This window comes from Mycobacterium sp. PO1 (assembly GCF_017312405.1).
GTDB lineage: Bacteria > Actinomycetota > Actinomycetes > Mycobacteriales > Mycobacteriaceae > Mycobacterium.
The window spans coordinates 1-22,153 of the sequence record NZ_BLTG01000007.1; the positions used below are offsets into that span (position 1 = coordinate 1).

Consider the following 22,153-nt stretch of genomic DNA (forward strand, 5'->3'; position numbering starts at 1 on the left):
ACGCCAAAATTTCGCATAAAACACGGGTCTGCCACCCGAGAGCCTAGGGGGTCGGTCACGGTCGCTTCGACGACACGGTCGGCGAGCCAGTCCGGCGTGTAGTACTCGCCCAGCCGGCGGCGCTCGGTGGGGGCGATTACCGATTCGTAGAGGATCTTCAGCACGTCGTGTTCAACCTTTGTCCAGTCGAACCGTGCGATGCGCCTGCCGAGTTCGACGACGAACTCCTGCCCGCCCTTGACTTGCACCACCCAGTCAAAAAAGTCTGCCTCGACGACGCCGTGGATTTGAGCCTGTTGAAACTCCGACCCGGATGTCAGTTGCATCGGCGACAGGCCACCGCTGGGAGATACGTCCCAGCCGACCGCTGCGTGGGCGATCAACTCAGCGGTGATCACCAGCAGTGTGTGGTTGATGAATAGGTTTGGGTCGTCGACGAAGTTCTTGCCGAACGCGGTGCGCAGCAGCTTTGCCCACAGTTCTCGCTTGAGCTTCACCTCCGGGTCGTCGACGTTAGCCTCGAAAAGCGCGGCCAGAGAAGCGTGGTCGAGCCGGTGGCCCGGGGAGTCGGCACCCAACCGGTCCTGGATCTCCTGCGGGGTTGGTTTGATCTGCTCCCGTGTCGCCATCACCGATTCCAGCCAGACAAGAAGCTGAGCGACGTCGGGTGCGCTGGGGTTCAGGACCAGCTCGGAGACGAAGACGAGAGCGTCGCCTTCCAGGTTGTAGAGCATCCAACCGGTGCCGTCGGTGAGAATGCCGACGTAGCGTGTGCCCAGCTCTTTGTGCCGCTGTTGAACGTAGCCGGCGAGCTGCTGTTCGTAGTCAGCGAGGTTGCCGACGGTGAGGTCCTTCTTCACCTCGATCACGACGTGCCCGGCCTCGATATCGATACGCCGTCGTGTGCCGTCAGCGACCTGGGATTCGATCTTCACAACGTCGTCCGGATCGAGTCCGAGACCGGCGGTGGTCAGCAGCATGTAGATGTCCGCCTGGGTCTCGGCCTCCGCGCGGATCGGCTTGCGGCGGGCGAGGCGGCCGACGGTTTCGTTCACGAGTTCGCTGGGCACGTGACGACCATATGCAGTGGTACCGACACCCGTGTTGATAGTCGACTCCCGGCGTGGCAAACCCCGGCGCGCCTTCTTTAAGCAATGCAGACTGCCGCACAGGCGGAAGGTCTGTTGCGTCGTATCTAAACCGGCCGGCAAGCAGGGAGATCCTCCCGAGGTTTGCTGTTAGCGAACACGCTGCATGTTTGCTGAAATTGACGCTACGGTGATCGAACCGCTGGGGAGGCGGGGTAAACCGTTGGCAGGGGGTCGAGTGTCTCGAATCGAGTCTGAGGTGCTGCGCACCTTTACGCAGCGCCTGAACGAGGTCGACGAGGTGGTGCCCGCGGCGGTCGCAGCACAGCTGGGCGCGTTACTCGGTGCCGACAAGTTGCCCAAGGCTGACGTACTGGTCGCGTTGTTTGCCGAAGAGACCGGCGACCGACGCGCGTGATCCAGATTAAAGCCATTCACGTTGAAGAGTTTCGCGGCATCCGGTTGCTGGATTTGCGACTAGATGGCCAGTCGTTCGTCGTTGCCGGGCCAAATGGCTCTGGCAAGAGTGGCGTCGTCGACGCGATCGACTTCGCGCTAACAGGCTCCGTTGCTCGACTGAGCGGCGCGGGCACCGGTGGAGTCAGCTTGGCCAAACACGGCCCGCACGTGCACCAACGCGACAACCCTGCCGCCGCATCGGTGGCACTGACGATCGTGGACAGCGCGAGTGGCCAGACCGGCGTGCTGACGAGGTGCGTGAAGACTGCCGCAACCTACAAGCTGGAGCCCGACACCCCCGAACTGCATTCCGCAGTGGATTGGGCTGCCCAGCATCCCGAGCTGATTTTGTCGCGGCGCGAGGTCATCAAGTATGTGTACACCGAGCCGGGTAAGCGCGCTCAGGAAGTGCAAGCGCTGCTGAAGCTCGACCGCATCGACGAGACTCGCCGGCTCTTGCGGACCGCGATGGCTAGGTCCGCCAGTGACGAAAAACAGGCGACAACCGAGGTTGGCAACGCTGAGGACGCCTTGCGCCGTCATCTCGATCTCACAACGCTGCTGGAATCGCAGGTCCTCGGCGCAGTCAATCAGCATCGTCAGGTCCTCGGGATTGCGCCGCTGGACTCGCTGCAGCCCGACACCGACTTAACCGTCGGGGCTCAGGTTGCCGGTGAGCATTCCTCCTTCAACAAAGCTTCCGCACTCCAAGATGTCAACGAGCTGAGCGCCTTCGCTACGGATCACCCAGAGTTAGATAACGCCGCCCTGGACCTGGCGCAGGCTTTGGCCGAACTGGAGGACGACCCGAGCATTCTCCACGCCCTCACCCATCGCGAGCTCATCGAGGCTGGGCTGCCCCTGGTCACCGAGGCCGCGTGCCCATTGTGCGATCAGCCATGGGAGGACGCCGAGACGCTCCGGCTGCACCTGCAGGGCAAGCTGTCGCGCTCGGAGGCGGCCAAGACGCTGGAGCGTCGGATTCTGCTTGCGGCAGCGCGGTTGAAGGGGCAGGTGCAACGGGCAGAGGCGTTGATTCGCGCCGCCCAACCCCATGCGCTGAAGGTGGGACGTAACGACGACCAAGCTGTGCTTGTCGACTGGCTAGCCGATCTGGCCGCTTTCGCCGCCGTACTGGACCATCTAACGACCATCCGTGAACAGGCGACGCGAGTCGGCGCCAACCCATTAGCCCTTCCCCCTGGGTTGACGGCCCTGCTTGCCGGGGTGCGGCAAGATATCGAGGCGCTGCCAGACCAGAGCGCCACCGCCAACGCTCGCAGTGCCCTGACAGTCGCTCATGAACGGTGGACCCGGCTGCGCCAGGCCCGGGCCACACACATCAAAGCAAGCGCAGCCCACAGCACCGCCAAGGCGGTCTACGAAATTTACAACGACGTGGCAGACACCGAGCTGACCAGGCTTTACACCACCGTGGAACACGACTTCAGTGACTATTACCGCCGCATCAACGCAGACGATGAGTCGTCGTTCAAGGCTGGTTTGGCTCCGTCGGCCGGGAAGCTGGATCTCGAAGTCGATTTCTACGGACTGGGCATGTTTCCTCCAATGGCCTATCACAGCGAGGGCCATCAAGACGGTATGGGAGTGTGTCTGTATCTGGCACTCATCAGGCAGCTACTGCACGACGACTTCCGCTTAGCCGTACTGGATGACGTAGTTACCTCCGTCGACACCAATCACCGACGCCAGTTCTGCAGTCTGCTCAAGGACGTTTTTCCGGACGTTCAGTTCATCCTGACCACCCACGACGAAGTCTGGGCCAGGCAAATGCAGTCCTCAGGGCTCATCGGGTCAAAGGCCCACGCCCGATTCCACGGCTGGACCGTCGATCGCGGTCCGGTGTATGGCCAGGGCGAAGATCTCTGGACGCAGATTGACGCTGACCTCGCTGACGATGATGTGCCCGGTGCAGCTCATAAGCTCCGCCGTAACCTCGAAGCGTCGATGGCAGATATCGTCGCCGCGCTGCAGGGCAAGGTGATCTACCGACCCGATAACAATTACGAACTTGGCGCCTTGTTTTCGGCGGCCAAGGGTCGCCATGGAGACCTGCTCAAGAAAGCTGGGAGTTCGGCCGATAAATGGAACAACCAAGCTGGCAAGCAACAAGTTGAAGACCTCAAAGCGGCCCGCCAACAGGCGATGCTTGCGCAGGATGAAGAGAATTGGGCTATCAACGCCTTGGTGCATAACAATGATTGGGCCTCGATGTCGAAGGCGGACTTCGCTCCGGTGGTCGCGGCCTGCAAAGACTTTCTGAAACTGTTCAAATGTACGAACAGCGCTTGTGGCGGGTGGCTCTACGTCAGCGGTTCACCAGGCCGTGAAGACGCTCTGCGCTGCCCGTGCGGGGCGTTGAATCTGAACCTGCGGACGAAGTAGCGGAGAACTTCCGTCTGGGGAGTCAGTTTCGCGGCGCAACGCTTCGTAGCGATGGTCTCCCCGCAACAACTTTCGCTATCCGAGCCACAGTCTTTAGCGGCCCAATTTTGGCGCGTTATTGGAGCAGGGCGAGCCCGAATGGTGTCATCACGCTCAGTTCCGCAGCCCCGCGCGCACGCGTCGAGGTGTTCGAGGTTTGGCCACCGTCGCCAAGGAAACGGAGCCTTCCAACGGCCCGCCAGGCTGCTTCGCTTCTCGGCTTCTTCCACCGAAAAGCGGCGCGTCGAGCATGAGCGTCGGAGGCTGAGCATGATTCAGACGCCAACGCCACCACCGGTTTTTGAATATGTCAGACAGCGGACGCCTTGAGGTGCACCGGCAGGTATAGAACATCGACTGCCAGTGTGCGCCTTTCGCGATGGCAAATCGAGCGTCTCCTACCAAAGATGTCTGACGTCGGGGGTCCTCGCCATCCTCGCGCCGTGGGGAGGCCGCGACGCGCCGGCTTGGCGGCGTTCCGAATATCGTCCGTCGATAACCGGCCGACTGTACCGGCGCAGGGGTCGTATTCATTCGGGGTGAATACGCCTTCACGCTGGTCGGCATGTAGCGCCGGGTATTGCTCTGTTCGCTTTTCACCTCTCCTGGACCAGCACGTGAGGTGCGTCCTTAATGCCTCCTGGGTTGGTCTGACCGGGTCGCGGGTTTGTTGCTTTGGTGGGCCACCAGCTGGCTTCGCGTAGGAGTGTGGCGATGGCGGGCACGGTGAGGGTGCGCACGAGGAAGGTGTCGAGCAGCAGCCCGAAGCCGATGATGAGGCCGGCTTGGATCATGATGGCGACTGAGCCGACCATGAGGCCGAACATGCTGGCGGCGAATATGAGGCCAGCGGAGGTGATGACGGCTCCGGTGTTTGCCACGGTGCGCAGGACGCCGACGCGGATGTTGGTTCCGGATTCTTCGCGGAGCCGTGAGACGAGCAGCATGTTGTAGTCGGCGCCGACGGCGACGAGGATGATGAACGCCAGCAGCGGTACGGGCCAGGCGATTTCGTGGCCCAGTCCCCATTGGAAGACTACGACGCCGATGCCGAGTGATGCGAGGTAGTTGAGCACGACGGTGCCTAGTAGGTAGAGCGGTGCTAGGAGTGCGCGCAGTAGTAGGACCAGGATGACGCCGACGATGATGATGGTGGCGATGGCTAGTTGTGCGAAGTCGGCCCAGAGGAGTCGTTGGATATCGGAGTTGACGGCGGGGAAGCCGGCTACGGACACGGTGGCGTCGGCGAGTGACGTGTTGGGTCGTGCGGTGTTGGCGGTGTCGGTGATGCGGCTGGCGAGGTCCATGGCTTCAACGCTGTATGGGTCGTGGCTGCTTTCGATCATGAACCGCGCTGTTTTGCCGTCCGGTGAGAGGAATTGTTCGGCGACGTCGGTGAATTGCCGGTTCTCGAATGCGTTGGCGGGCAGGTAGAAACCGCTCGAGGAGTCGGAGTCGGCCGCTGCGCGCGAGGAGTTCTGTAGTTGGGTGGCGATCTGGCTCATGCCGGACAGCATTTCGATGTTGCTGTCGGCGAGGGTGCGGACGCCGGTGGCGAGTGCTTGGGCGCCGGAGGCCAGCTGTCCGATTCCGTCCTGCAATCGGCGGAGATTTGTGGTCAGGTCGGCGGGGTCACCCAGGGCTCCGAATGCCTTGTCCAGTGAGGCGACTGCGTTCTGGACGTTGGCGAGGGTGCCACCAACGGTGGCATTGGTGGCGGGATCGTAGCGGTCCCCGAGGTCGGCGATTTGGTTGAAGAATCCGTTGTCGCGCAGAGTGACCAGGATCTGGACCTGGTTGCGGATTTGGGCGCATTGTGGGGTGGTGGCGCACCAGGGTGAGGTGTTGAGGGCGCCGACGAGTGGGTCGAGTTGAGTGATTGCGTTTTGGGCTTGGTTGGCCAGCGGTCGTAGTCCTGGGCCGGATTGGATGGCTTGGTCGACGGCGGGGGCAGTGGCGGAAAGTTGTTGCAGCAGCGGCCGGAATTGGTTGACCTGAGTTCCTGCGGATTGGGCTTGGGTGAGGATTCCGGCTAGTGGTGTGAAGGCGGTGCGCACGGTGCTGTCGAGTTGGGCGAGGCCGTCGGCGAGCTGGTCGGCGCCGTCGGTGAGTTTGGTGAGGTCGTCCTTGCGGGAGTTGCCCTCGGCGACGGCGCCGGCCATTTTGTCGCCGATCTGGCCGTTCTGCCAGGCCAGTTCTGCTTGGTCGAGGCGCTCTCCGGTGGGGCGGGTGACTCCGGAAACCTTGGTGACGCCGGGGATCTGGGAGACGCGGGAGGCCATCTCGTCAAGATCGGCCAGTCCTTTGCCGGTCCGCATGTCGGTCGGATTTTCCACGACGAGGAATTCGCTGATGACGACGTCTTTGCGGAAGTGGCGGTCCAGCAGGTGGTAGCCCAGGTTGCTGGCCGTGGTGTCTGGTTGGCCCTTGCGGTCGTCGTAGCTGATTTTGATGGTTGCTGCCGCTGCCGACAGGGCGAGCAAGATGACCAGGCTGACGATGAGTAGTGGCACGGGACGGCGGACCACGGCGACGGCGACGCTGTTCCAGTAGCGGCGGGTGCGATCGGGTTTGGGTTCACCGATGCCGCGTTTGGCGGCTAGCGACAGCACCGGTGGCAGCAGGGTTACGGTGGCCAGAAATCCGAACAGTACGGCGATGGCACACGCGGGGCCAAGGGCGGCGAAGACGCTGAGCCGCGCGAAGACCATGGCCAGGAACGCGAGTGCGACGGTGGCGGCGGAGGCGAGGATGACGCGCCCGATGCTGGCGGTGGCGTGGATGACGGCCTGATCGGCGGGTACTTGGGCGCGGCGCTGTTCGTGGTATCGGCTGATCAGAAATACGGTGTAGTCGGTTCCCGCGCCGAGCAGGATCGCAGTCATGAAGGCGACGGTGAACTGGGAGACGGGCATGCCCATCTCGCCGAGGGCGGACAGCACGCCGCGCCCGACTGCCAGGCTCAACCCGATTACTAGCAGCGGTAACAGCGCGGTGAACACCGACCGGTAGACGATCAGCAGGATCAGGGCGATCACGCCCGCGGTAGCGATTGAGATCAGCAGCAGGTCGTGCTCGGCGGATGCGATCATGTCGCTGAAGGTTGCCGGTGGTCCCGTCACTTGCACAGTCGTGGTCGAGCCGGTGAAGACCTCGGCGGCGATGTTGCGCACCGCGTTTACCGATTCGGCGGCCGTGGGGTCTCCGAGGGTGCCGGTGACACCTACGGGCAGGTACCAAGCTTTGCGGTCGGCGCTGACTGCCTGGGCTTCGGTAATCGGATCGGACAGTAGGTCCTGCACCAGCAGGACGTGGTTGCCTTCGCCCTGCAACCGGCGCACGAGTTCGCCGTAGCGCTGCCGTGCAGTCGGAGTCAAGCCATTGGGGTCTTCCATGGCGACGAACACCATGGTTTTTGAGCCTTCTTCGCCGAAAGCGGCGCTCATGCGGTCAACCGTCTGCAAGGACGGCGCATCGCGAGGGATGAGGTCCACCGACTGTTGGCGCACCACGGTTTCTAGCTGGGGGAACAGCAACGCGAGGACGACCGCGGCGCCTAGCCATACCCCGATGACCAGCGCTTTGTGTCGGAGGGTGAATCGGGCTAGCGCTGCCAACCGTTCGCTGTACTCGCGGGTTTCGGCCGGGTTGGGGGATCCGTTGTCCCGCTGGCCACGGCGCGTGGCCTGGCCTGGGGAATCTGCAGTGCCGTCGGTCACTGGGCCTCCACTAGTAGCGAATCGTAGCGATACTATCGGTATCGCTACGCTACCGCATGTAGTGCAAGTGGTGGCGGGGCCGTCGTCGCCAGGCCGCGCAAAGCGCGCGGCTGGCGAAGGGGCCGGCGACCGCTATCGAGTCGGGACCGGGCCGACGGTCGCAGTGGGCAGAGGAATGATCGAACACTCAGTGGGTTTCTGGAAGCCAGGGCTGACGCTGTAAGTCGACGACACTGGCCTTGGATGCCGTTCAGGGTCTTGCTGTTGCTGTTCTCGGACGTTGGTCGTCGGGCGCACGCACGGCCACATCGCGTAGCGGGGCCGCTAGCTCTAGGTTTGCGCTTCGGTTGTGGCCGACTGGCCCGTGTTCTGCAGCAGCACGTAATTGCCTAGGCTGCCCAGGAAACCTGCGCAGTGCTGAACGAGTTCATCTGTGGTGAATTCCAGTTCTCCGTCGAGTCGGCGGCGCAAGACTTCGAATAGCCCTCCCACGCCCAAGGTCGAAGCCAAATGGGCAACCCCCACGGCAGAGTCGGCGATGTCGAGGTGAAGTCTGGCTTCGCGCAAGACAAGGTCGGTGAAACCTGCCATTAGTTCGCTGCGTAGCTCTCGGAGCAGCGGCTCGGTTGCAGATTCCACGAACAGGATCCGACCCAGCCGCGGGTCGTTGTCGATCATGCCGACCAGCCTGCGGATTGGCGCGTACGCCAATACCTCCGGTGGCTCGCCGGCATCGGGGATCGCGTCGACTATCACCTCCTGGAAGGTGGCATAGAGCTGCTGGTAGACAGCCCGCAGGAGTGCGTCTCGGTCGGAGAAGTGCTGGTAGAAGTACCGTGACGTGACACCCGATTCAGCGCAGACGGCAGTCACAGTGGCGGCGGCAACGCCGCGCGTGCCGATCAACTCCGTTGCGGCCTCGATGAGACGGGTGCGCCGGTTCCGGTGACGCTCCTCGGCGGACATTCCGCTATACACCCGCGCCGAAACCACGTGGATAGCTTGCCATCTAATTCTGACAAGGCTTAGAGTCAGATTGACCGCGCGTCCTTGGCGAATGGGAGAACAACATGAGCGACGATTCGTCCACACGGCCCACCGCACGGGTCGTCCCGAAGCCCCGCCGTGTTCGATTCGATATGCCTGCTGGGACCAGTCGGCAGCACTTCGTTGATGGCGACTTGGTGATGAGCCACTTTGTGTCCACCTTGTCGGCCACGTTCCCCGAAGGCGAAGACTTCTTTATCCGGTCAGTCCGCGAGTACCGGGACCACATCAGCGACGCTGACCTCAAGGAGGCGGTCAAGGGGTTTATCGCACAAGAGGCCACCCACCGACACCAGCATCGGCTGCTCAACGATCGGCTTCAAGCAATGGGCTATCCCACCGAGGGGATCGATCGGCATGTCAAGAAGCTGGTTGGCCGACTTGAGAAGCGTTTTTCTCCCAAGATGCGCCTGGCTGTGACGGCCGCCCTCGAGCACTACACGGCGACATTCGCCGAGATCATTCTCACCAGCGACGAAGCTCAAGAACTGATCGGCGACACCGAAGTGCGGCCTATTCTGCTCTGGCACGCACTGGAAGAATGCGAGCATAAGGCCGTTGCTTTCGATGTCTACGAGACGGTCGGTGGAAGCGAACGCACCAGGGTCTGGGGGATGCGGATCGCCAGCCTCCTCTTGTTCAGCGAGTTGGTCATCCAGACCACCCGCTCTCTGGCTGGTGACCGTTCCGCCTACAACCCGGTGCGCTTGCTGCGCAGCCTTCGAGCCTTCCGTCATAACCCGCTATTCAGCCCAGCAGCAATTGCGCGCTTTCGCTCCTACACCCGCGCCGGATTTCATCCCGACGACTGGGACAGCGCAGAAATCCTCGAACGCTGGACCAAGGAACTCTTCGACGCCGATGGTGGCCAGCAAGTGCGTAGTGGCGTCTAGCTCGACCAGAGCCCGGCACAGTTCAAAGTCGGCCTTAACCGAAGAACACTTCATGGGCTCCGCTTCGCGCGCTGTGAAGTCAAGATCGGTTCTGACTACTGGCCGATCGATGGTGCTCGACCAACGTCGCGACCTACAGGAGGTTCCGGCCGAGGAACTCGGTGACGGCGCAGCCGAAGGCGTCGTTGTCGTCGCCGGCGATCATGTGTCCGGTGCCGGATACGTCGACGGTCTCGGCGTGGGGAACCAGTTGCTTGAACTCGTCGACGGTGGCTTGGGAGACCACGTCGGACAAGAGGCCCCTTACGAGAAGTGTTGGGGCATTGACCCGTCGGGCTCCGTCGATCAGCAGGTGGCTGATTGCGTCGAATTGCTCCGTTCCCGTGGTCGATTCGTCGCGGAGAAAGTCGAAGTTGGAGTGAATGAATGCCGGGTCCCACCGCCAGATCCAGCGGCCGTCGTGACGCTGCCGTAGCACCTTGCGCAGGCCGTCGACGTTGGCCGGGCGCGAGCGATGGGGGTTGTACGCGGCGATCACCTCTGCGGCGTCAGAGAGGGTGCTAAAGCCATCGGGATGTGCGGCCATGAACGTCACCACGCGACGGGCGCCCTGGAATTCAAGTCGCGGGGTGACGTCGACCAGGACGACCGCCGCCCACGACGCCCCGGATGTCAACAGATGCGTGCCGAGCACGGTCATGCCCCCAAGGGATGCACCTACGACCGCAGGGGCGGTATAGGCGCTGAAGTGCTCGCGCACGGCGAGAAGATCGGTCGCGAGTCGCTCGATGTCGTACCTGCCGGCTGGGTCCCAGTCGCTGTCGCCGTGACCGCGGGTGTCGTAGGCGACGACTGTGTATCCGCATGCGTGGAGGCGACGCGCTGAAGTGCTCCACGCGTGCCGGTTCTGGCCGCCGCCGTGCAGGAGCAGCACGACGGGACGGGCGTCATCGTGGCCGTAGCAGTCCGCAGCCAGGGCGATCCCGTCCTGGGTTCGGACCCGATGCTGCACGGCGGAGGTCATGACACCTTCCTGGCGAGATCGTCGTCCGCCCGAAGCGTGGGCCCGGCAGCAAGCGCCTTCATAGTGCGTTGCCCGCGGCGTTCACGATCGTGACCGTGCCCTGGGCTACGCAGACGGCTTTGTCGCCGTTGCTAATGTCGATGCGCGCCACTCCACTGCGCTTGCCCAGCGACACGATGTCGGTGACGGCGACACACACACCGGTGGACACGGGTCGCAGCAGGTTTAGCTTGAATTCGGTGGTGGCGACCCATGATCCGGCCGGAATGACGGGGTAGAACACGACTCCGAGACAGTGGTCGACCATCGCCGATAGACATCCGCCGTGCAGGGTGCCGAAGGGTGTGAGCAGTTCGGCACGGGTTTCCATCTCTGCCACCAGCCGACCGGCGGCGAGTTCGGTGTGCCGAAAGCTCAGAAACCTCGACAGTCCACCTGCTGTGTTCGGCGATCTGAGCAGCTGGTCGGCGATCTGCTCATCGAAGTGCGCGAATGTCACTGCCACCACCATGCCCCTTTCTCCTGTCCGGTCATGGGTCGATCACCGTTCGAGCCCGCGAATCGTTTGAGCATGTCGCCGAATGCGCCGAGGTCGCCGTGCGCGGCGGAGTGCTCGATATCGACGGCGATGAAGAACCTGGCCGCGCGGTGATGCACACGACGCGTCGTCGAGGAGGGGCACGGGCTAGACCGGTGTGGTCCAAGTGATGGGCAGCGATGTGTAGCCGCGGATCGGTCCGGACCGCAGCCGCCGCGCCGATTCAAGATCGACCTCCCAGTCGGGCACCTTGTCCAACAGAGCATCCAGAGCGATGCGGGCCTCCATCCGCGCCAGTGCCGCGCCCAGACAGAAGTGGATGCCGCGACCGAAGGCGACCTGGTGCTCACTGGTGCGCTCGATGTCGAACACGTCAGGATCGGGGAAGGCGCGCTCGTCGCGGTTGGCCGACCCGAACAGCAGCAGCACCTTCTCACCTTGACGCATGGTCGTGTCGTGCAGTGTGACGTCGCGGGTCAGGGTTCGTGAAAGTCCCTGTGCCGGTGAGTCGTAGCGCAGCAACTCCTCAACTGCCGGCCCCAATAGTGTTCGATCGGCGGCCAGGCGTCGGCGGGTCTGCCGATGCTGGGCCAGCACGACCGCGGAGTTCCCCAGCAGATTGGTGGTGGTCTCGTAGCCCGCGACGAGCAGCAGCGCGCAGAAGCCGAGGACTTCCTCGTCGGTCAGTCTGATCCCGTCGACTGTGGCGTTCGCCAACGCCGACATCATGTCCTCGCGGGGGGTTTGGCGGCGGTCGGCGAGGAAGTCGGTGAAGTAGGCGTAGATCGAGGTGGCGGCGGTCAGTGCGTCGGTGGTTTGTCCGTGGTTGACGTCGACCTGGACCAGTTGGCTCGACCACAATCGGAACTGATCACGATCGGTGGCGGGAATGCCCAGTAGATCGGCGATCACCGCGGCGGGCAGGATCGCGGCGAAGTCGGTCACGAAGTCCGCCGAACCAGAGCCCTCGTCGAGGCGCTCGAACAACTCCGCGGCCATCTGTGTGATGGCGCCCTGCAGCCCGGCCACCCGCCGGGGAGTGAACGCCCGGCTCACCAGGGCACGCAACTGGTCGTGGCGCGGAGGGTCCATCACGATCATCATCGGCAGGAACGAGCCGATGAAGTCCGATCCCGGTGGGGTGGGGAAGATGCCGTCCACCGAGGAGTACGTGCCGTGATCCAGTGCTGCGGCCTGGACGTCGGCGTGCCGGCTCAACACCCAGGTATGGGATTCCTCGGCGCGGTACACCGGAGCCGTGTCACGCAACGACCGATACGTCGGATAGGGGTCGTTGAGAATCGAGGCGTCGAACGGGTCGTAACGAATTTGCACCGAGACCACCAAGACCTCCGACCACCAAAGTAACGACGGTTTAGACTCGCAGTCTAAACCGGCCGAACGGGACAGGGGGGCAATGCGCAAGATTCCACGTCAGATCTCTGACCGGCTTCCCGCCGCGGCGGACTTGTTCGCCGAGAAGGGGCTCAACGACTCCAAGATCGAAGACGTCGCCGCGGTGACCGGTGTGCCGAAAGCGACGCTGTACTACTACTTCGCCGGTAAAGAGGACATCCTTGCTTTCCTGCTCGAAGACCTCCTCAAGGACATCTTCGATGCTGTGACCGCGATCGTGCACACCGGCGGCACCGGTGCCGAACGCCTCGAACTCGTGATCCGCGCACAACTGCGGGCAATGGCGCAGCGGCCAGCGGTATGCCGTGCACTCATCGGCGAATTGGGACGAGCGGCCCGCATGCCGGCTATCGCCGAGATGATCAATACCGCCTACCAACAACCCGTCGAAACCCTGCTCATCGAAGGGGCCCGCGACGGATCCCTCGTCGCTCAGCCCGATGCGCGATCGACGTCGATTGCGCTGTTCGGCGCGGTCACCATCAATGCACTCATGTACCTGGTCACCGATAACCACCTCGACGAGACGGTGGTCGCCAGCACCCTCAGCGCCGTCATGTTCGACGGGCTGCGCCCGCGCACAGGAGACCAGTCATGAGCACCTACGGCCTGTCGGTTCTCGGCGCGGATCTGAAGTCACTGGCCCAGACCGCCCAGGCCGCTGATGCGGCCGGGTTCGACGCCGTATGGGCCTCGGAGTTCTATTCTCGGTCCGGATCGATCTCCATGGCCGCGATGGCCAACAGCACCCAGAACTGTCGGATCGGTTCCTCCATTCTCTACGGCGTCGGCCGAAGCCCCCTGGTGCTGGCCACCGAGGCGCGCGACCTCGACGAACTCTCCAACGGACGACTGGTACTCGGCATCGGCAACGGCACCAAACGGATGATGGGCGACTGGCACGGCGTGCCCGACACCTCCGCACCCGCCCTGCGGATGGAAGAACTCGTGATGCTGCTGCGCCGGATATGGAACCTGCATGAAGGCCCGATCCATCACGAGGGCCGTTTCTACAGAATGAATCTCACCCCGACCGGCGACGTGGGACCCTCCAGCAGGCCGATCCCGATCGTCACTGCCGGTGTCCGGCCCCGGATGTGCGAGGCGGCCGGGCGGGTGGCCGACGGCCTAGCCGGACATCCGCTGTTCACAACCACCTACGTCGAAGAGGTCGTCCGGCCCGCTATCGCCAGGGGCGCCGCGCACACCGGCCGCGACCCCAATGACGTGGAAATCATTTCCATGGTGATGTGCGCCATCCACGACGACGCCGAGGTCGCCAGGCGCGAACTGGCGCAGCAGATTGCGTTCTACTCCTCGGTCAAATCCTACGAGACGGTACTCGATGTGAACGGCTTCGCCAGCGAAGGCCGAGCCATCCGGCAAGCATTCGCCCAGCGCGATTTCCCGGCGATGTTCGCCGCTGTGTCCGAGGAGATGATCGACGCCATGGGTGTCGCCGGGACGGCGCACGAGGTCCGTGAACAATTGAGACGGTACAACGGCGTCCTCGACCACATCATGCTGTATTCACCATCGGTCGGCATCACTGCCGAACGCGTGCAACAAAACCTCGACAGCATCATCCGGGAATGCTCGCCCGCCTCGATGTCGCCAGGGCGGTCCTGTCCACGTTCAACCTGATCCACGTATTGCCGCCCAAGTCGACCCGTCGCAGTGTCCGCGGCCGGATTAGTGGGTCTGCCGCGCCGACCCCGCCGATGATTGCCTGACGCTGTTGACGATGTTGGCGTCGTCGGTGTCGGGGAGGTCATGGCGGACCACGCGTACCCGTCCTTGAGGTAGACAGGCCATGTAGCCGTGGCGCATGCCATAGAGCTCCCACGCTGTCTGTTCAGCGTCGGGATCGACATCGATGCGATGTCCGCGCGAGAAGCTCAGGTGTAGCCCTCCATCGTCGCTGGACCAGGCCTGGGTGCACAGTGCGCCGGCGAGGTTCAGCAGCGGGCGTTCGTGGGTCGCGATCCTGAGGGGGTCAATACGCACCGCCTCGATGGGGTAGGTGCCGACGGCAGGAAGCGTCAATAGTAGGGGGCAGGAGATGACGATTTCGTTGTAATCATCGAAATCCAGAACCAGGCCGCCGTGCAGCGAGAGGCGTTGTACGACAAGGTTTTCGATCCATTGGGTGTACATGGCAGTCTCTTTTCGACGCATCGTTGAGCCGTATCCCCAAAGAGTACGCCAAGTATCGCTGCGATACCAGCAGTATCGTTACCGGTAGACGGCTGGCCTAGCAGCGCTGGTCACGACGCGCCTGGTGGCTCGGTCAATGCGGTCGCGGGTGTCGGCGGCTGTCGCGCGGTGGCCGCTGAAGGCCACGAGGTTGGCCAGCCAGATGTCGGAGATGATCCCAGCCACGTGCAGATCGGTAGGAGTGGGCTCGCCGCCCCTGAGCGTGCGGGCCAGCAGGATCTGGATCTCATCGGCCGCGCGGTCGAGTTCCGCGGCGGCGCGGGTATCTGCGACTGCGAAGGCCCGTGTCATGGCCGTCGTCAGCCATGGGTCGCGCTGCCAGCGGTCATGCAGATGTGCGGTGAGCCGTTCGAGCCGTTCCAGCGGTGTGCCCTCACCACTCGCCCAGTCCCCGGCCGAGTCGAGTCGACGGAACTCGCGCGTCAGCGCTGCCACCAGCAAGTGGGTTTTCGCCGGGAAATAGCGGTAAAGCGTGCCGACGGCGATGCCGACCCGCTCGGCAACTGTCCGCATCTGAACCGCCTCGTAACCACCCGCCGCGGCCACGACCAAAGCTGCATCAAGAATGGTCTCCCGGCGCCGTGCGGACGCGCGTGAACGCGACGCGTTAGCGGCTCGCTTCTCTGCAGCGACCGAGTTCGCTTCCGAAGGCGGGGTTTTCCCGTGGCTGCGCGCCTGAGGGACAGTCATGACGGCTCCGGGTCGAGGCCGCCGCGGCGCGAGAACTGCTCCAGAAGATCGCCGAAAGCGCTGACATCGCCGTGTGCGGCGAAGTGCTCAGGGCTGACGACAATGAACACTGCACTGGCGGTGAAGCGGGCGATCCCACCCTCACCCGTGCCTGTCGCCGTGACATGCAGCGCCCGCCCTTCACGAGAGACGATGTGGGCAGTAATCCGGTGGGTCTGATGCAGCGGCACCGGCCGCAAATATTCGACCGTCAGGGTGCGGGTCACCGCCGGGGTTCCGGCGATCCACAACGTGAAGCCCAGGACGTCATCACATGCCGCGGCCACTGCCCCGCCATGGGCCAGGCCCGGGGCCCCGATATGGCGCTCATCGAACGTCACATCGGTGTACACCGCGTCGCCGCTACGATGCACCACCAACCGCAGTCCGTGGGGGTTGTCCGGGCCGCAACCCATGCATGTCGTGGTGTGCGAGGGCAGCCGCTCGGGCGGCAACAGGCTTTCGGGCACCGTCACCCTCCAATACGATCGGTTTCGCTGCGCTACCGTTAGTACCACACTGCTAGACTGCCGTGACAGCATCGCGTGAAGATCGACCGCCGAGGTGAACGAGTGAGCGACAGTCAGGCAGTGCCCGTCCCTGACGACGACGTGGACCCTCGGCTCATCCGGTCACGCACCCGGCTGCTGGATGCTGCGGCAACGCTACTGAGCACCGGTGGGGTGGAAGCGGTCACTATCGATGCCGTCACCAAAGCATCCAAAGTGGCCCGAACCACGCTGTACCGCCACTTCCACAGTTCGTCGCATTTACTGGCAGCCACGTTCGAACGCCTACTTCCACAAGTGACCACTCCGGCACCGACCAGCGGACCCCTCCGTGAGCAGCTGATCGAATTGCTCAGCCGCCAAGCCGCCCTTTTCAACGACGCACCGCTGCATGTCACGACACTCGCGTGGCTCTCATTGGGGCCCACCGGCTCCAATGCCCAAGCGGAAGACCGCCACACATCCGGGGCGCTACGGACCCGAGTTGTCGATCAATATCGTCAACCATTTGACGCCGTACTCACCAGCCCAAAAGCTCAAGCCGAACTCAACGACTTCGACCAGGAACTGGCGCTTTGCCAACTCGTCGGACCACTCGCCTTCGCCCGAATGACCGGGCTTCGCACTATCACTCACAATGACTGCGCGAACATCGTCGATGACTTTCTCGCCGCCCACCGCAACACCGACAGCGACGCCATAAAATCGAACATCGCCACCAAGAAGACGGGCCGCCCGGCGCGCTCAGCTCGCTAGGCACAACGAAATCACAATGTCGAGCCGGCTGGTCTTCGGGCCCTTTTCGCCTCTCGCAAATCGCGTCGGTGATGGCATCGAAGGACCATTCGTCGCCATCATCGGCGAGGCCGTACGCTGGTTTCCGTTCCACAGCGAGGTGCGGAGACTCGCAGCAGGGTAGTGAGCTACCCGAAGTGCAGGTCACCCGCGGTTCGGCGTCTCAGACGCTTGAGGGCGCGCAACTGCTTGAACCCGTTTCTCGATTGCTTGACTTGTGGCGAGGAGGATTGACAAAGAACAACTTTGACGAGAGCAGGCGAATCGTGGCCTCGGCGGCATGGAGTGGTTACGACATCGCTGTTGCGAGTTAGCTCCGCCTTCGATGCGGCATTGATCTGCCGCGTTCGGTGACGTAATCGGTCCAGTCGCGGGCGGCGAGTTTGGCCCAGGCGGCTGCGTTCTTGGTGGTGATCGCGAGCAGTTCGGCCAGCACGGGTGCGGGCATGTCGCTGGCGAGCTGGAAGAGGGCGGCTTTGCGATGTTCGTAGGGTTTCACCCCGACCGCGACGAGCTGGGTGCGGATGTTCTCGGTGGACAGGTGGGTGCCGGGAAGTCGGCCGGGGAACAGCCAGCCCGTATGGGATGGGGTGTAGCGGCTTTCGCATTGCTGCTCCAGATGCTCGCGGATGAGGTCGTCGAGTAGGGGAGGCATTTGGATGGGGATGGCGGCGAAGACGACATGCACGGCGTGATCGTCGGAGATCGAGATTTGGCTTGATCGCAGGGCGACGATGCGCGAAAGAGGTTGGGCGAACAACAATGTGAGCAGTCCCGCGATGCGGGTTTTGCGGCGGATTGTGTCGTCGTGCAGCAGCCGCCCGACGGCGGCCCACCGCTGGGAATCCGAGACGGTTACCGAGGGAGGTGACCGTGGCGGATCGGTGACCCTCAGTGTGGTGTTGATGCGGGATTGGCGTAGCCAGACGAGGAAGGCGTACTCGGCAGTGAGCGGCCTCCGGTGGAGCGCCTGGTAGCGCTCCAGCATCTCCTGTGTCGCTGTCGCCGGAGTGGCGTCGTGGGTGTGCAGAAACGCCATGAACTGAATCGCCACGCGGACGCGACGACGGCAGGCATCGGTCATCGATCTCGTCAGCCGGTTCTCGTGGGAGGCCTTGCGCATCTGGCGCAGTACATGCCAATGCGCGAATCGGCGAATGATGGCGGCGTCTTCGGCCGGAAGCTCGGCTACAACGTCCTCGATCCAGGGCAGCATCCGTTCGACGCGGATGTCGATCGGGCCCAGAACGCCGACCGCGACCAGGAGGCTGCGCAAGTAATCGTGGGCTCGGTCCGAGGGAAGATCGCTGAAGGTGTCGTGGCTGATTTCACGCGTTCCGCAGGCCATGTCGCGAAGGAGCTGCGGGCCGGTACCGGGCTTCTTTCGCAGCCACCAGAGCACCGTCTGTGGGCGGTCGGCGTTGATCAGTTCGTCGAACACGGGCCGTAGTCGGTGATGAATCGTGCCGCTGATCGGGTCGGTGAGCAGCTCGGTGAGGCGCTCGCGTAGGAAGCAGCGGGCGCATCGGTAGAACCCGTAGGGGTGTTCTTCGCGGCCGCATTCGCTGCAGGTGAAGATCGATGCGACACCGGCGCAGGAGGCGCACACGATGGCATCGTCGAGCTGCCACGCCAGTGGCCGCACGGTCTCACACCGCGGGCATTTCTCGGGGTGATAGTGCCGTCTGCGACGGCATGCGACACAGATGCGACGCCCGTGCGTCAGTGGGGTTAGCCGGATGGTGCTTGCACACTCCCAGCAGGCCCGCTGAGTCACTGGTTGTCGTGGGGGCGGCGGATGGTGGCGCGGATGGGTCGCAGGTCGCCGATGCCGGGTCCGCTGTCGTTGACCGCGGGCGCCTCACGGACTTGTTCGGCGACGAGCTCGAGCAGGTCGTTGGGCGTGCACGACAAGATGTCGCAGAGGGCGGCGAGCAGGTCGAGATTGATGCGCTGCGGGGGCTTGGTCGCGATCCGGTGCACCATCTGTCGGGAGATCTCCACGCCACGCTCGTGCAGCGGTGCGACAAGGTCGGTGGTGGCGAACATTCCGTTCTGGGCCATCAGCTGACGCAGGTTCCACCGCAGCACGGTCCTAGTGCTCATCTCCGCCTTCACCTGTCGTCGTGGATGATCCGTAGACGCGGCGCAGCGCCGCCTGCAGTGTTTTGGTCTTGAAGTCGTCGGACACCGAGGTATAGATCGCGGTGGTCGAGGCATACGAGTGCCCCACCTGTTCGGTGACGAACCGCTCCGGATAACCGAACTCGATCAGATGGGTGACATAGGAGTGCCGCAGGCAGTGCAAGGTGAGCTCGGCAGGCAGTCCCGCTTGCACCCGTGCGACGGCGAATCGCCTATCCATGGTCTTGGTCGCCACGCGCCGTCGACGCTCGGTCAGCCAGAGCTCTTGACGGTTCCCGGGGCTGAGGAGTGGGCGGCCGTGGTCGACCCATTGGCGCAGTCCGTCGATCACCCAGTCGAACTCCGGAACGGCGAGCACGGTGCGACGCCTGGGAGAGCTGCCGCGACGTGATTTGGCGTAGCGAACGTGGACGGCGCCGAACGTGCCCCAGGCCGGCATCCGCGAGTTCGGACGCAGGTCGGCGAGATCGAGATAGCACAGCTCGCGGCGGCGTAAACCGAAGGCGTAGGCCGTCTTGATCATCTGTGCGTCGCGCAGCGCCGCGAACGCGCCTTTGTTCCTGGACCGAGCGAGAACATCGACGCGATCATCGAGGAAATCGAACAATGTTTCCAGTTCGTCGTAGGTGAACGGGCGACGCGCGGGCTTGCCCTCGTAGTCGACCAGATGCGCGGCGGTGTTGTAGTCGTGACAGACCTGCGATGGGATCCGTCCGAACCTGTTCTCGCATTGCGCGATCCAACCGTAGCGGCTATCGAGTAGGTAGTCGCAGAACATCCGCAACGACATGTGATAGCCGCGAATGGTCGACGGTGCTTTGCGTTCCGGGCCCGACATCAAAGCGGCCGTGAAGTCTTCGACATCGCCGGCAGTCCAGTCCCACGGAGGCGCCCCGGCGAACTCTGCGAACCGCCGCACCAACGCCAGCCGCGGCTCGATCGTGGCCTCAGCAGCGAGTAGCCGAGACGCCTGTTGACGACCCCACCCAGACAGCATCGCTTCGAAGACTGCGCTGGCCTCGTCCAGGTGAACCACGCCCGAGGCAAGAACCAAGTGCGCCGACCCCGGAACGCTCACAAGAGAACCTCCATCTATCGTCAACTTAGAGTTGTCAATGACAACCGCAAGTTACCACACCTGCGAGCGAAATCCGTCTACCAGGAGGAACACGAAAGTGGTTCAATGAAGCGCATCCGGCGCTGGTCCCATGCGCCAGATATACGCGTCAACTTCAGGTTGATTCGCGACCTTCAGGCCCGGAGTGCAAGAGGTGTGTGGTCTGCGGTGGGGCGACGGAAGGGGGTCGTACGGCTGGGAGCTGAGTGGGCGGTGCGCGGTGGTGAGGGACGCGGGCTACGGGCGCGGTGGAAGTGACTGGCGGTAGACGGATGCGGTGAAGGCGAAAAAATTGGTGAGAGGCGAATGTGGCTGCGGTGGTGGCCCGGTCGCCGGTGAACCTTCTACTGTCGGCGACCATGACAGCAGCAACGTCCAAGGTGGAAGCCAGGCGCCGGGCACGCGAAGCGACCCGACGCGCCAACGAGGAACGCGCCGCGCGGGATAAGGCGAACATCGATGACGCCGCAGACTTTCTCGTCGCGGTCGGCAAGGTCGCCGAAGCCGAAACGTGGAAGACGGAGCGCTTGGCCCAGCTGCGCGCGCAGGTCGACGCAGAAGCGGCCAAGCGGGTGGCCGGCCATCGGGCCAAGGCCGGCGCGGCGGTCGCACGTATGCAGGGCCGTGGTGAGACGCTGACGACCATCGCCGCACGGACCGACGTCGGAATCGGGATCGTCCGCACCATGGCACGGCATGCTCCGAAATCCGAGAAGCGGACCGCCGGGAATGGTTCACATGCACAAGGTCTGGAGGCATTGTCCGACTCGACCGCCCAGGGGATTGCCGCCAACGCTGGCCAGCCTCCGGCGGACGCAGCCTCGGCGTGACGCACTGCGCAACGGTGCATTGAGGCCGGTGGTGCACGACGATGCGCACAGCCAGGGTGCCGGGGGTCGGCGGGTGCGTGGGCCGTCATGGAGGTGCGCCGTTACGCCGGTCGGGCCGCTGACGCACGCGCCGGTCGCGCCCCTGGTGCTGCGAACCGGCCTGTGCGTCCGACTACACCAGGTCTGCCCAACGCGGTGGGGAGCGCTCGACGTGGCAGGGGCTGCGCAGCGGTAACGGGAACACCCGGGAGCAGGGTTACAGCACCAGTGGAGCGGGCCGCGGTGGCCGCGCTGAATGTCAGTGCCGGCGAATAGGTTCAACGGCCATCTGAAGCGCGGGACAGCTGGTTGTTGATCAGCGTGTGCACGCTGCCGAGATCACGCGCCTTCACAGCCATGTCGTCTGCGGCCCAGCGGCTTCGGACTGCAACATCTGGACCGGCGCGATCGGCGCCGATGGCTACGGTCAGCTCTACCCGACCCGCGAGCGTTCAGGACTGTGCGTTCGCCCGCACCGCTACGCGTTGGCGATCGTGTCCGGTGTGGTGGCCGCTGGGGTGCTCGGGCTCCACGAATGCGACAACCGGTGTGCGTCAAGATCTCGGCGGCGACAGAACCCCATCAGCACGTCGGTCGGCCCGCAGGGTGACAACATGGAGCGGATGGCGCGGATGCGTCGCGGCGGCGGCCGATATGCGGTGCGACGCCTCGACGGTCGCGGCATTCGACGGGAACGGTCGGCGACGCTGCGTGAGGCGGTGCGCCATGGTGGGACGCGGCTGTTGTGCAGGCGGCGCTGCTCGGTCATCAGGCCACGCTGTGGTGACATACGTTAGGGCCCCTGGAGCCGGTGCGTGTGGGACCGGGTGCGGCGAGCTGGATGGTCTGGCGCGTGGTGTCGCAGTGCCGAGCTGGGGGGCTGAAAGGGTGTGCGGCGGTGGTGTCGCGCGCGGGCGCTTAGCCGCGCTGCAGGAGTACCGCGTCGCGGGACGACAGCACCGTGTTGGCGTCTAACCACACGGGCGGCGCAGAAACTCCGGCGTGCGGCCCAGCAGATGCGGTGCTGCCCGATCGGCCGTGGCCGTGGCCGGTGAGATCGACGCGCGGCGTGTCGCTCAACGCGCAAGCTCGAAAGTGACTGCTCGACGCGGCGGGCAAGAATGCCTGAGGTAAGCGAGAGTT

The 22,153-nt window shown here is 63.9% G+C and carries 19 protein-coding genes and 1 pseudogene; 7 read left to right on the forward strand and 13 right to left on the reverse strand.

Features of this window, described 5'->3' with window-relative positions; translation table 11 throughout:
• Window positions 1-1,070: pseudogene (locus tag J3476_RS02115) on the reverse strand (SAM-dependent DNA methyltransferase); the annotation flags it as partial.
• Window positions 1,071-1,347: 277 nt separating this feature from the next.
• Here J3476_RS02115 and J3476_RS02120 point away from each other — a divergent pair.
• Both J3476_RS02120 and J3476_RS02125 read left to right on the forward strand, forming a co-directional pair.
• A complete protein-coding gene (locus J3476_RS02120) occupies window positions 1,348-1,506 on the forward strand; it encodes a hypothetical protein (RefSeq protein WP_207064965.1) in 159 nt (52 codons plus the stop codon).
• Window positions 1,503-3,953: an ATP-binding protein gene (locus tag J3476_RS02125; protein WP_207064966.1), complete on the forward strand. Its 2,451-nt coding sequence runs from the start codon at window positions 1,503-1,505 to the stop codon at window positions 3,951-3,953. The genes J3476_RS02120 and J3476_RS02125 overlap by 4 nt, the downstream gene beginning before the upstream one ends.
• 635 nt (window positions 3,954-4,588) lie before the next feature.
• Here J3476_RS02125 and J3476_RS02130 read toward each other — a convergent pair.
• Entirely contained in the window at window positions 4,589-7,711 is a 3,123-nt protein-coding gene (locus tag J3476_RS02130) for an RND family transporter (RefSeq protein ID WP_011856887.1), read from the reverse strand.
• Window positions 7,712-8,041: 330 nt separating this feature from the next.
• Window positions 8,042-8,677, reverse strand: a complete 636-nt coding sequence (locus tag J3476_RS02135) for a TetR/AcrR family transcriptional regulator (protein ID WP_011856886.1) — start codon at window positions 8,675-8,677, stop codon at window positions 8,042-8,044.
• Between the two features lie 104 nt (window positions 8,678-8,781).
• On the opposite strand from J3476_RS02135, the gene J3476_RS02140 reads away from it, so the two are divergent.
• Entirely contained in the window at window positions 8,782-9,651 is an 870-nt protein-coding gene (locus J3476_RS02140; RefSeq protein WP_011856885.1) for a metal-dependent hydrolase, read from the forward strand.
• Window positions 9,652-9,784: 133 nt separating this feature from the next.
• Here the strand turns inward: J3476_RS02140 and J3476_RS02145 are convergent, their stop codons facing one another.
• Genes J3476_RS02145 through J3476_RS02160 form a run of 4 tightly spaced genes read right to left on the reverse strand, consistent with a single transcriptional unit; the run spans window position 9,785 to window position 12,557 of the window.
• Window positions 9,785-10,675: an alpha/beta fold hydrolase gene (locus J3476_RS02145; RefSeq protein WP_011856884.1), complete on the reverse strand. Its 891-nt coding sequence runs from the start codon at window positions 10,673-10,675 to the stop codon at window positions 9,785-9,787.
• Window positions 10,676-10,733: 58 nt separating this feature from the next.
• Window positions 10,734-11,186, reverse strand: coding sequence for a PaaI family thioesterase (locus J3476_RS02150; protein WP_011856883.1), 453 nt, complete (start codon window positions 11,184-11,186; stop codon window positions 10,734-10,736).
• Complete coding sequence (locus J3476_RS02155) at window positions 11,171-11,332, reverse strand: hypothetical protein (RefSeq protein WP_156442342.1); 162 nt, start codon at window positions 11,330-11,332, stop codon at window positions 11,171-11,173. The genes J3476_RS02150 and J3476_RS02155 overlap by 16 nt, the downstream gene beginning before the upstream one ends.
• A 28-nt stretch (window positions 11,333-11,360) precedes the next feature.
• Window positions 11,361-12,557: a cytochrome P450 gene (locus tag J3476_RS02160; protein WP_011856882.1), complete on the reverse strand. Its 1,197-nt coding sequence runs from the start codon at window positions 12,555-12,557 to the stop codon at window positions 11,361-11,363.
• Between the two features lie 73 nt (window positions 12,558-12,630).
• On the opposite strand from J3476_RS02160, the gene J3476_RS02165 reads away from it, so the two are divergent.
• Together J3476_RS02165 and J3476_RS02170 are read left to right on the forward strand one after the other, a co-directional pair.
• Entirely contained in the window at window positions 12,631-13,227 is a 597-nt protein-coding gene (locus J3476_RS02165; protein WP_011856881.1) for a TetR/AcrR family transcriptional regulator, read from the forward strand.
• Complete coding sequence (locus J3476_RS02170; protein WP_011856880.1) at window positions 13,224-14,273, forward strand: LLM class flavin-dependent oxidoreductase; 1,050 nt, start codon at window positions 13,224-13,226, stop codon at window positions 14,271-14,273. The genes J3476_RS02165 and J3476_RS02170 overlap by 4 nt, the downstream gene beginning before the upstream one ends.
• Window positions 14,274-14,321: 48 nt before the next feature.
• Here the strand turns inward: J3476_RS02170 and J3476_RS02175 are convergent, their stop codons facing one another.
• The 3 genes from J3476_RS02175 to J3476_RS02185 form a co-directional block, all read right to left on the reverse strand.
• A complete protein-coding gene (locus J3476_RS02175; protein WP_024449209.1) occupies window positions 14,322-14,786 on the reverse strand; it encodes a DUF6188 family protein in 465 nt (154 codons plus the stop codon).
• A 78-nt stretch (window positions 14,787-14,864) separates the two neighbouring features.
• Window positions 14,865-15,536, reverse strand: a complete 672-nt coding sequence (locus J3476_RS02180; protein ID WP_011856878.1) for a TetR family transcriptional regulator — start codon at window positions 15,534-15,536, stop codon at window positions 14,865-14,867.
• Window positions 15,533-16,045, reverse strand: a complete 513-nt coding sequence (locus J3476_RS02185; RefSeq protein ID WP_011856877.1) for a PaaI family thioesterase — start codon at window positions 16,043-16,045, stop codon at window positions 15,533-15,535. Before J3476_RS02185 ends, J3476_RS02180 begins: the two co-directional genes overlap by 4 nt.
• Window positions 16,046-16,147: 102 nt before the next feature.
• On the opposite strand from J3476_RS02185, the gene J3476_RS02190 reads away from it, so the two are divergent.
• The gene (locus tag J3476_RS02190; protein WP_011856876.1) at window positions 16,148-16,840 is read left to right on the forward strand and encodes a TetR/AcrR family transcriptional regulator; all 693 of its coding nucleotides are present in this window, start codon (window positions 16,148-16,150) and stop codon (window positions 16,838-16,840) included.
• A 349-nt stretch (window positions 16,841-17,189) separates the two neighbouring features.
• Here J3476_RS02190 and J3476_RS02195 read toward each other — a convergent pair whose 3' ends face one another.
• The 3 genes from J3476_RS02195 to J3476_RS02205 all read right to left on the reverse strand — a co-directional run bounded on the left by J3476_RS02195 (window position 17,190) and on the right by J3476_RS02205 (window position 20,102).
• Complete coding sequence (locus J3476_RS02195) at window positions 17,190-18,320, reverse strand: hypothetical protein (RefSeq protein ID WP_286182518.1); 1,131 nt, start codon at window positions 18,318-18,320, stop codon at window positions 17,190-17,192.
• A 332-nt stretch (window positions 18,321-18,652) separates the two neighbouring features.
• On the reverse strand, window positions 18,653-18,985 hold the full coding sequence (locus tag J3476_RS02200) for a helix-turn-helix transcriptional regulator (RefSeq protein WP_024449211.1): 333 nt from the start codon (window positions 18,983-18,985) through the stop codon (window positions 18,653-18,655).
• Window positions 18,975-20,102 carry a tyrosine-type recombinase/integrase gene (locus J3476_RS02205; RefSeq protein WP_046363131.1) on the reverse strand — a complete coding sequence of 376 codons (1,128 nt, stop codon included), beginning with the start codon at window positions 20,100-20,102 and terminating at the stop codon, window positions 18,975-18,977. The genes J3476_RS02200 and J3476_RS02205 overlap by 11 nt, the downstream gene beginning before the upstream one ends.
• Before the next feature lie 398 nt (window positions 20,103-20,500).
• Between J3476_RS02205 and J3476_RS02210 the strand changes: the two genes are divergently transcribed.
• A complete protein-coding gene (locus J3476_RS02210) occupies window positions 20,501-20,971 on the forward strand; it encodes a hypothetical protein (RefSeq protein ID WP_207064967.1) in 471 nt (156 codons plus the stop codon).
• Window positions 20,972-22,153: the final 1,182 nt, after the last annotated feature.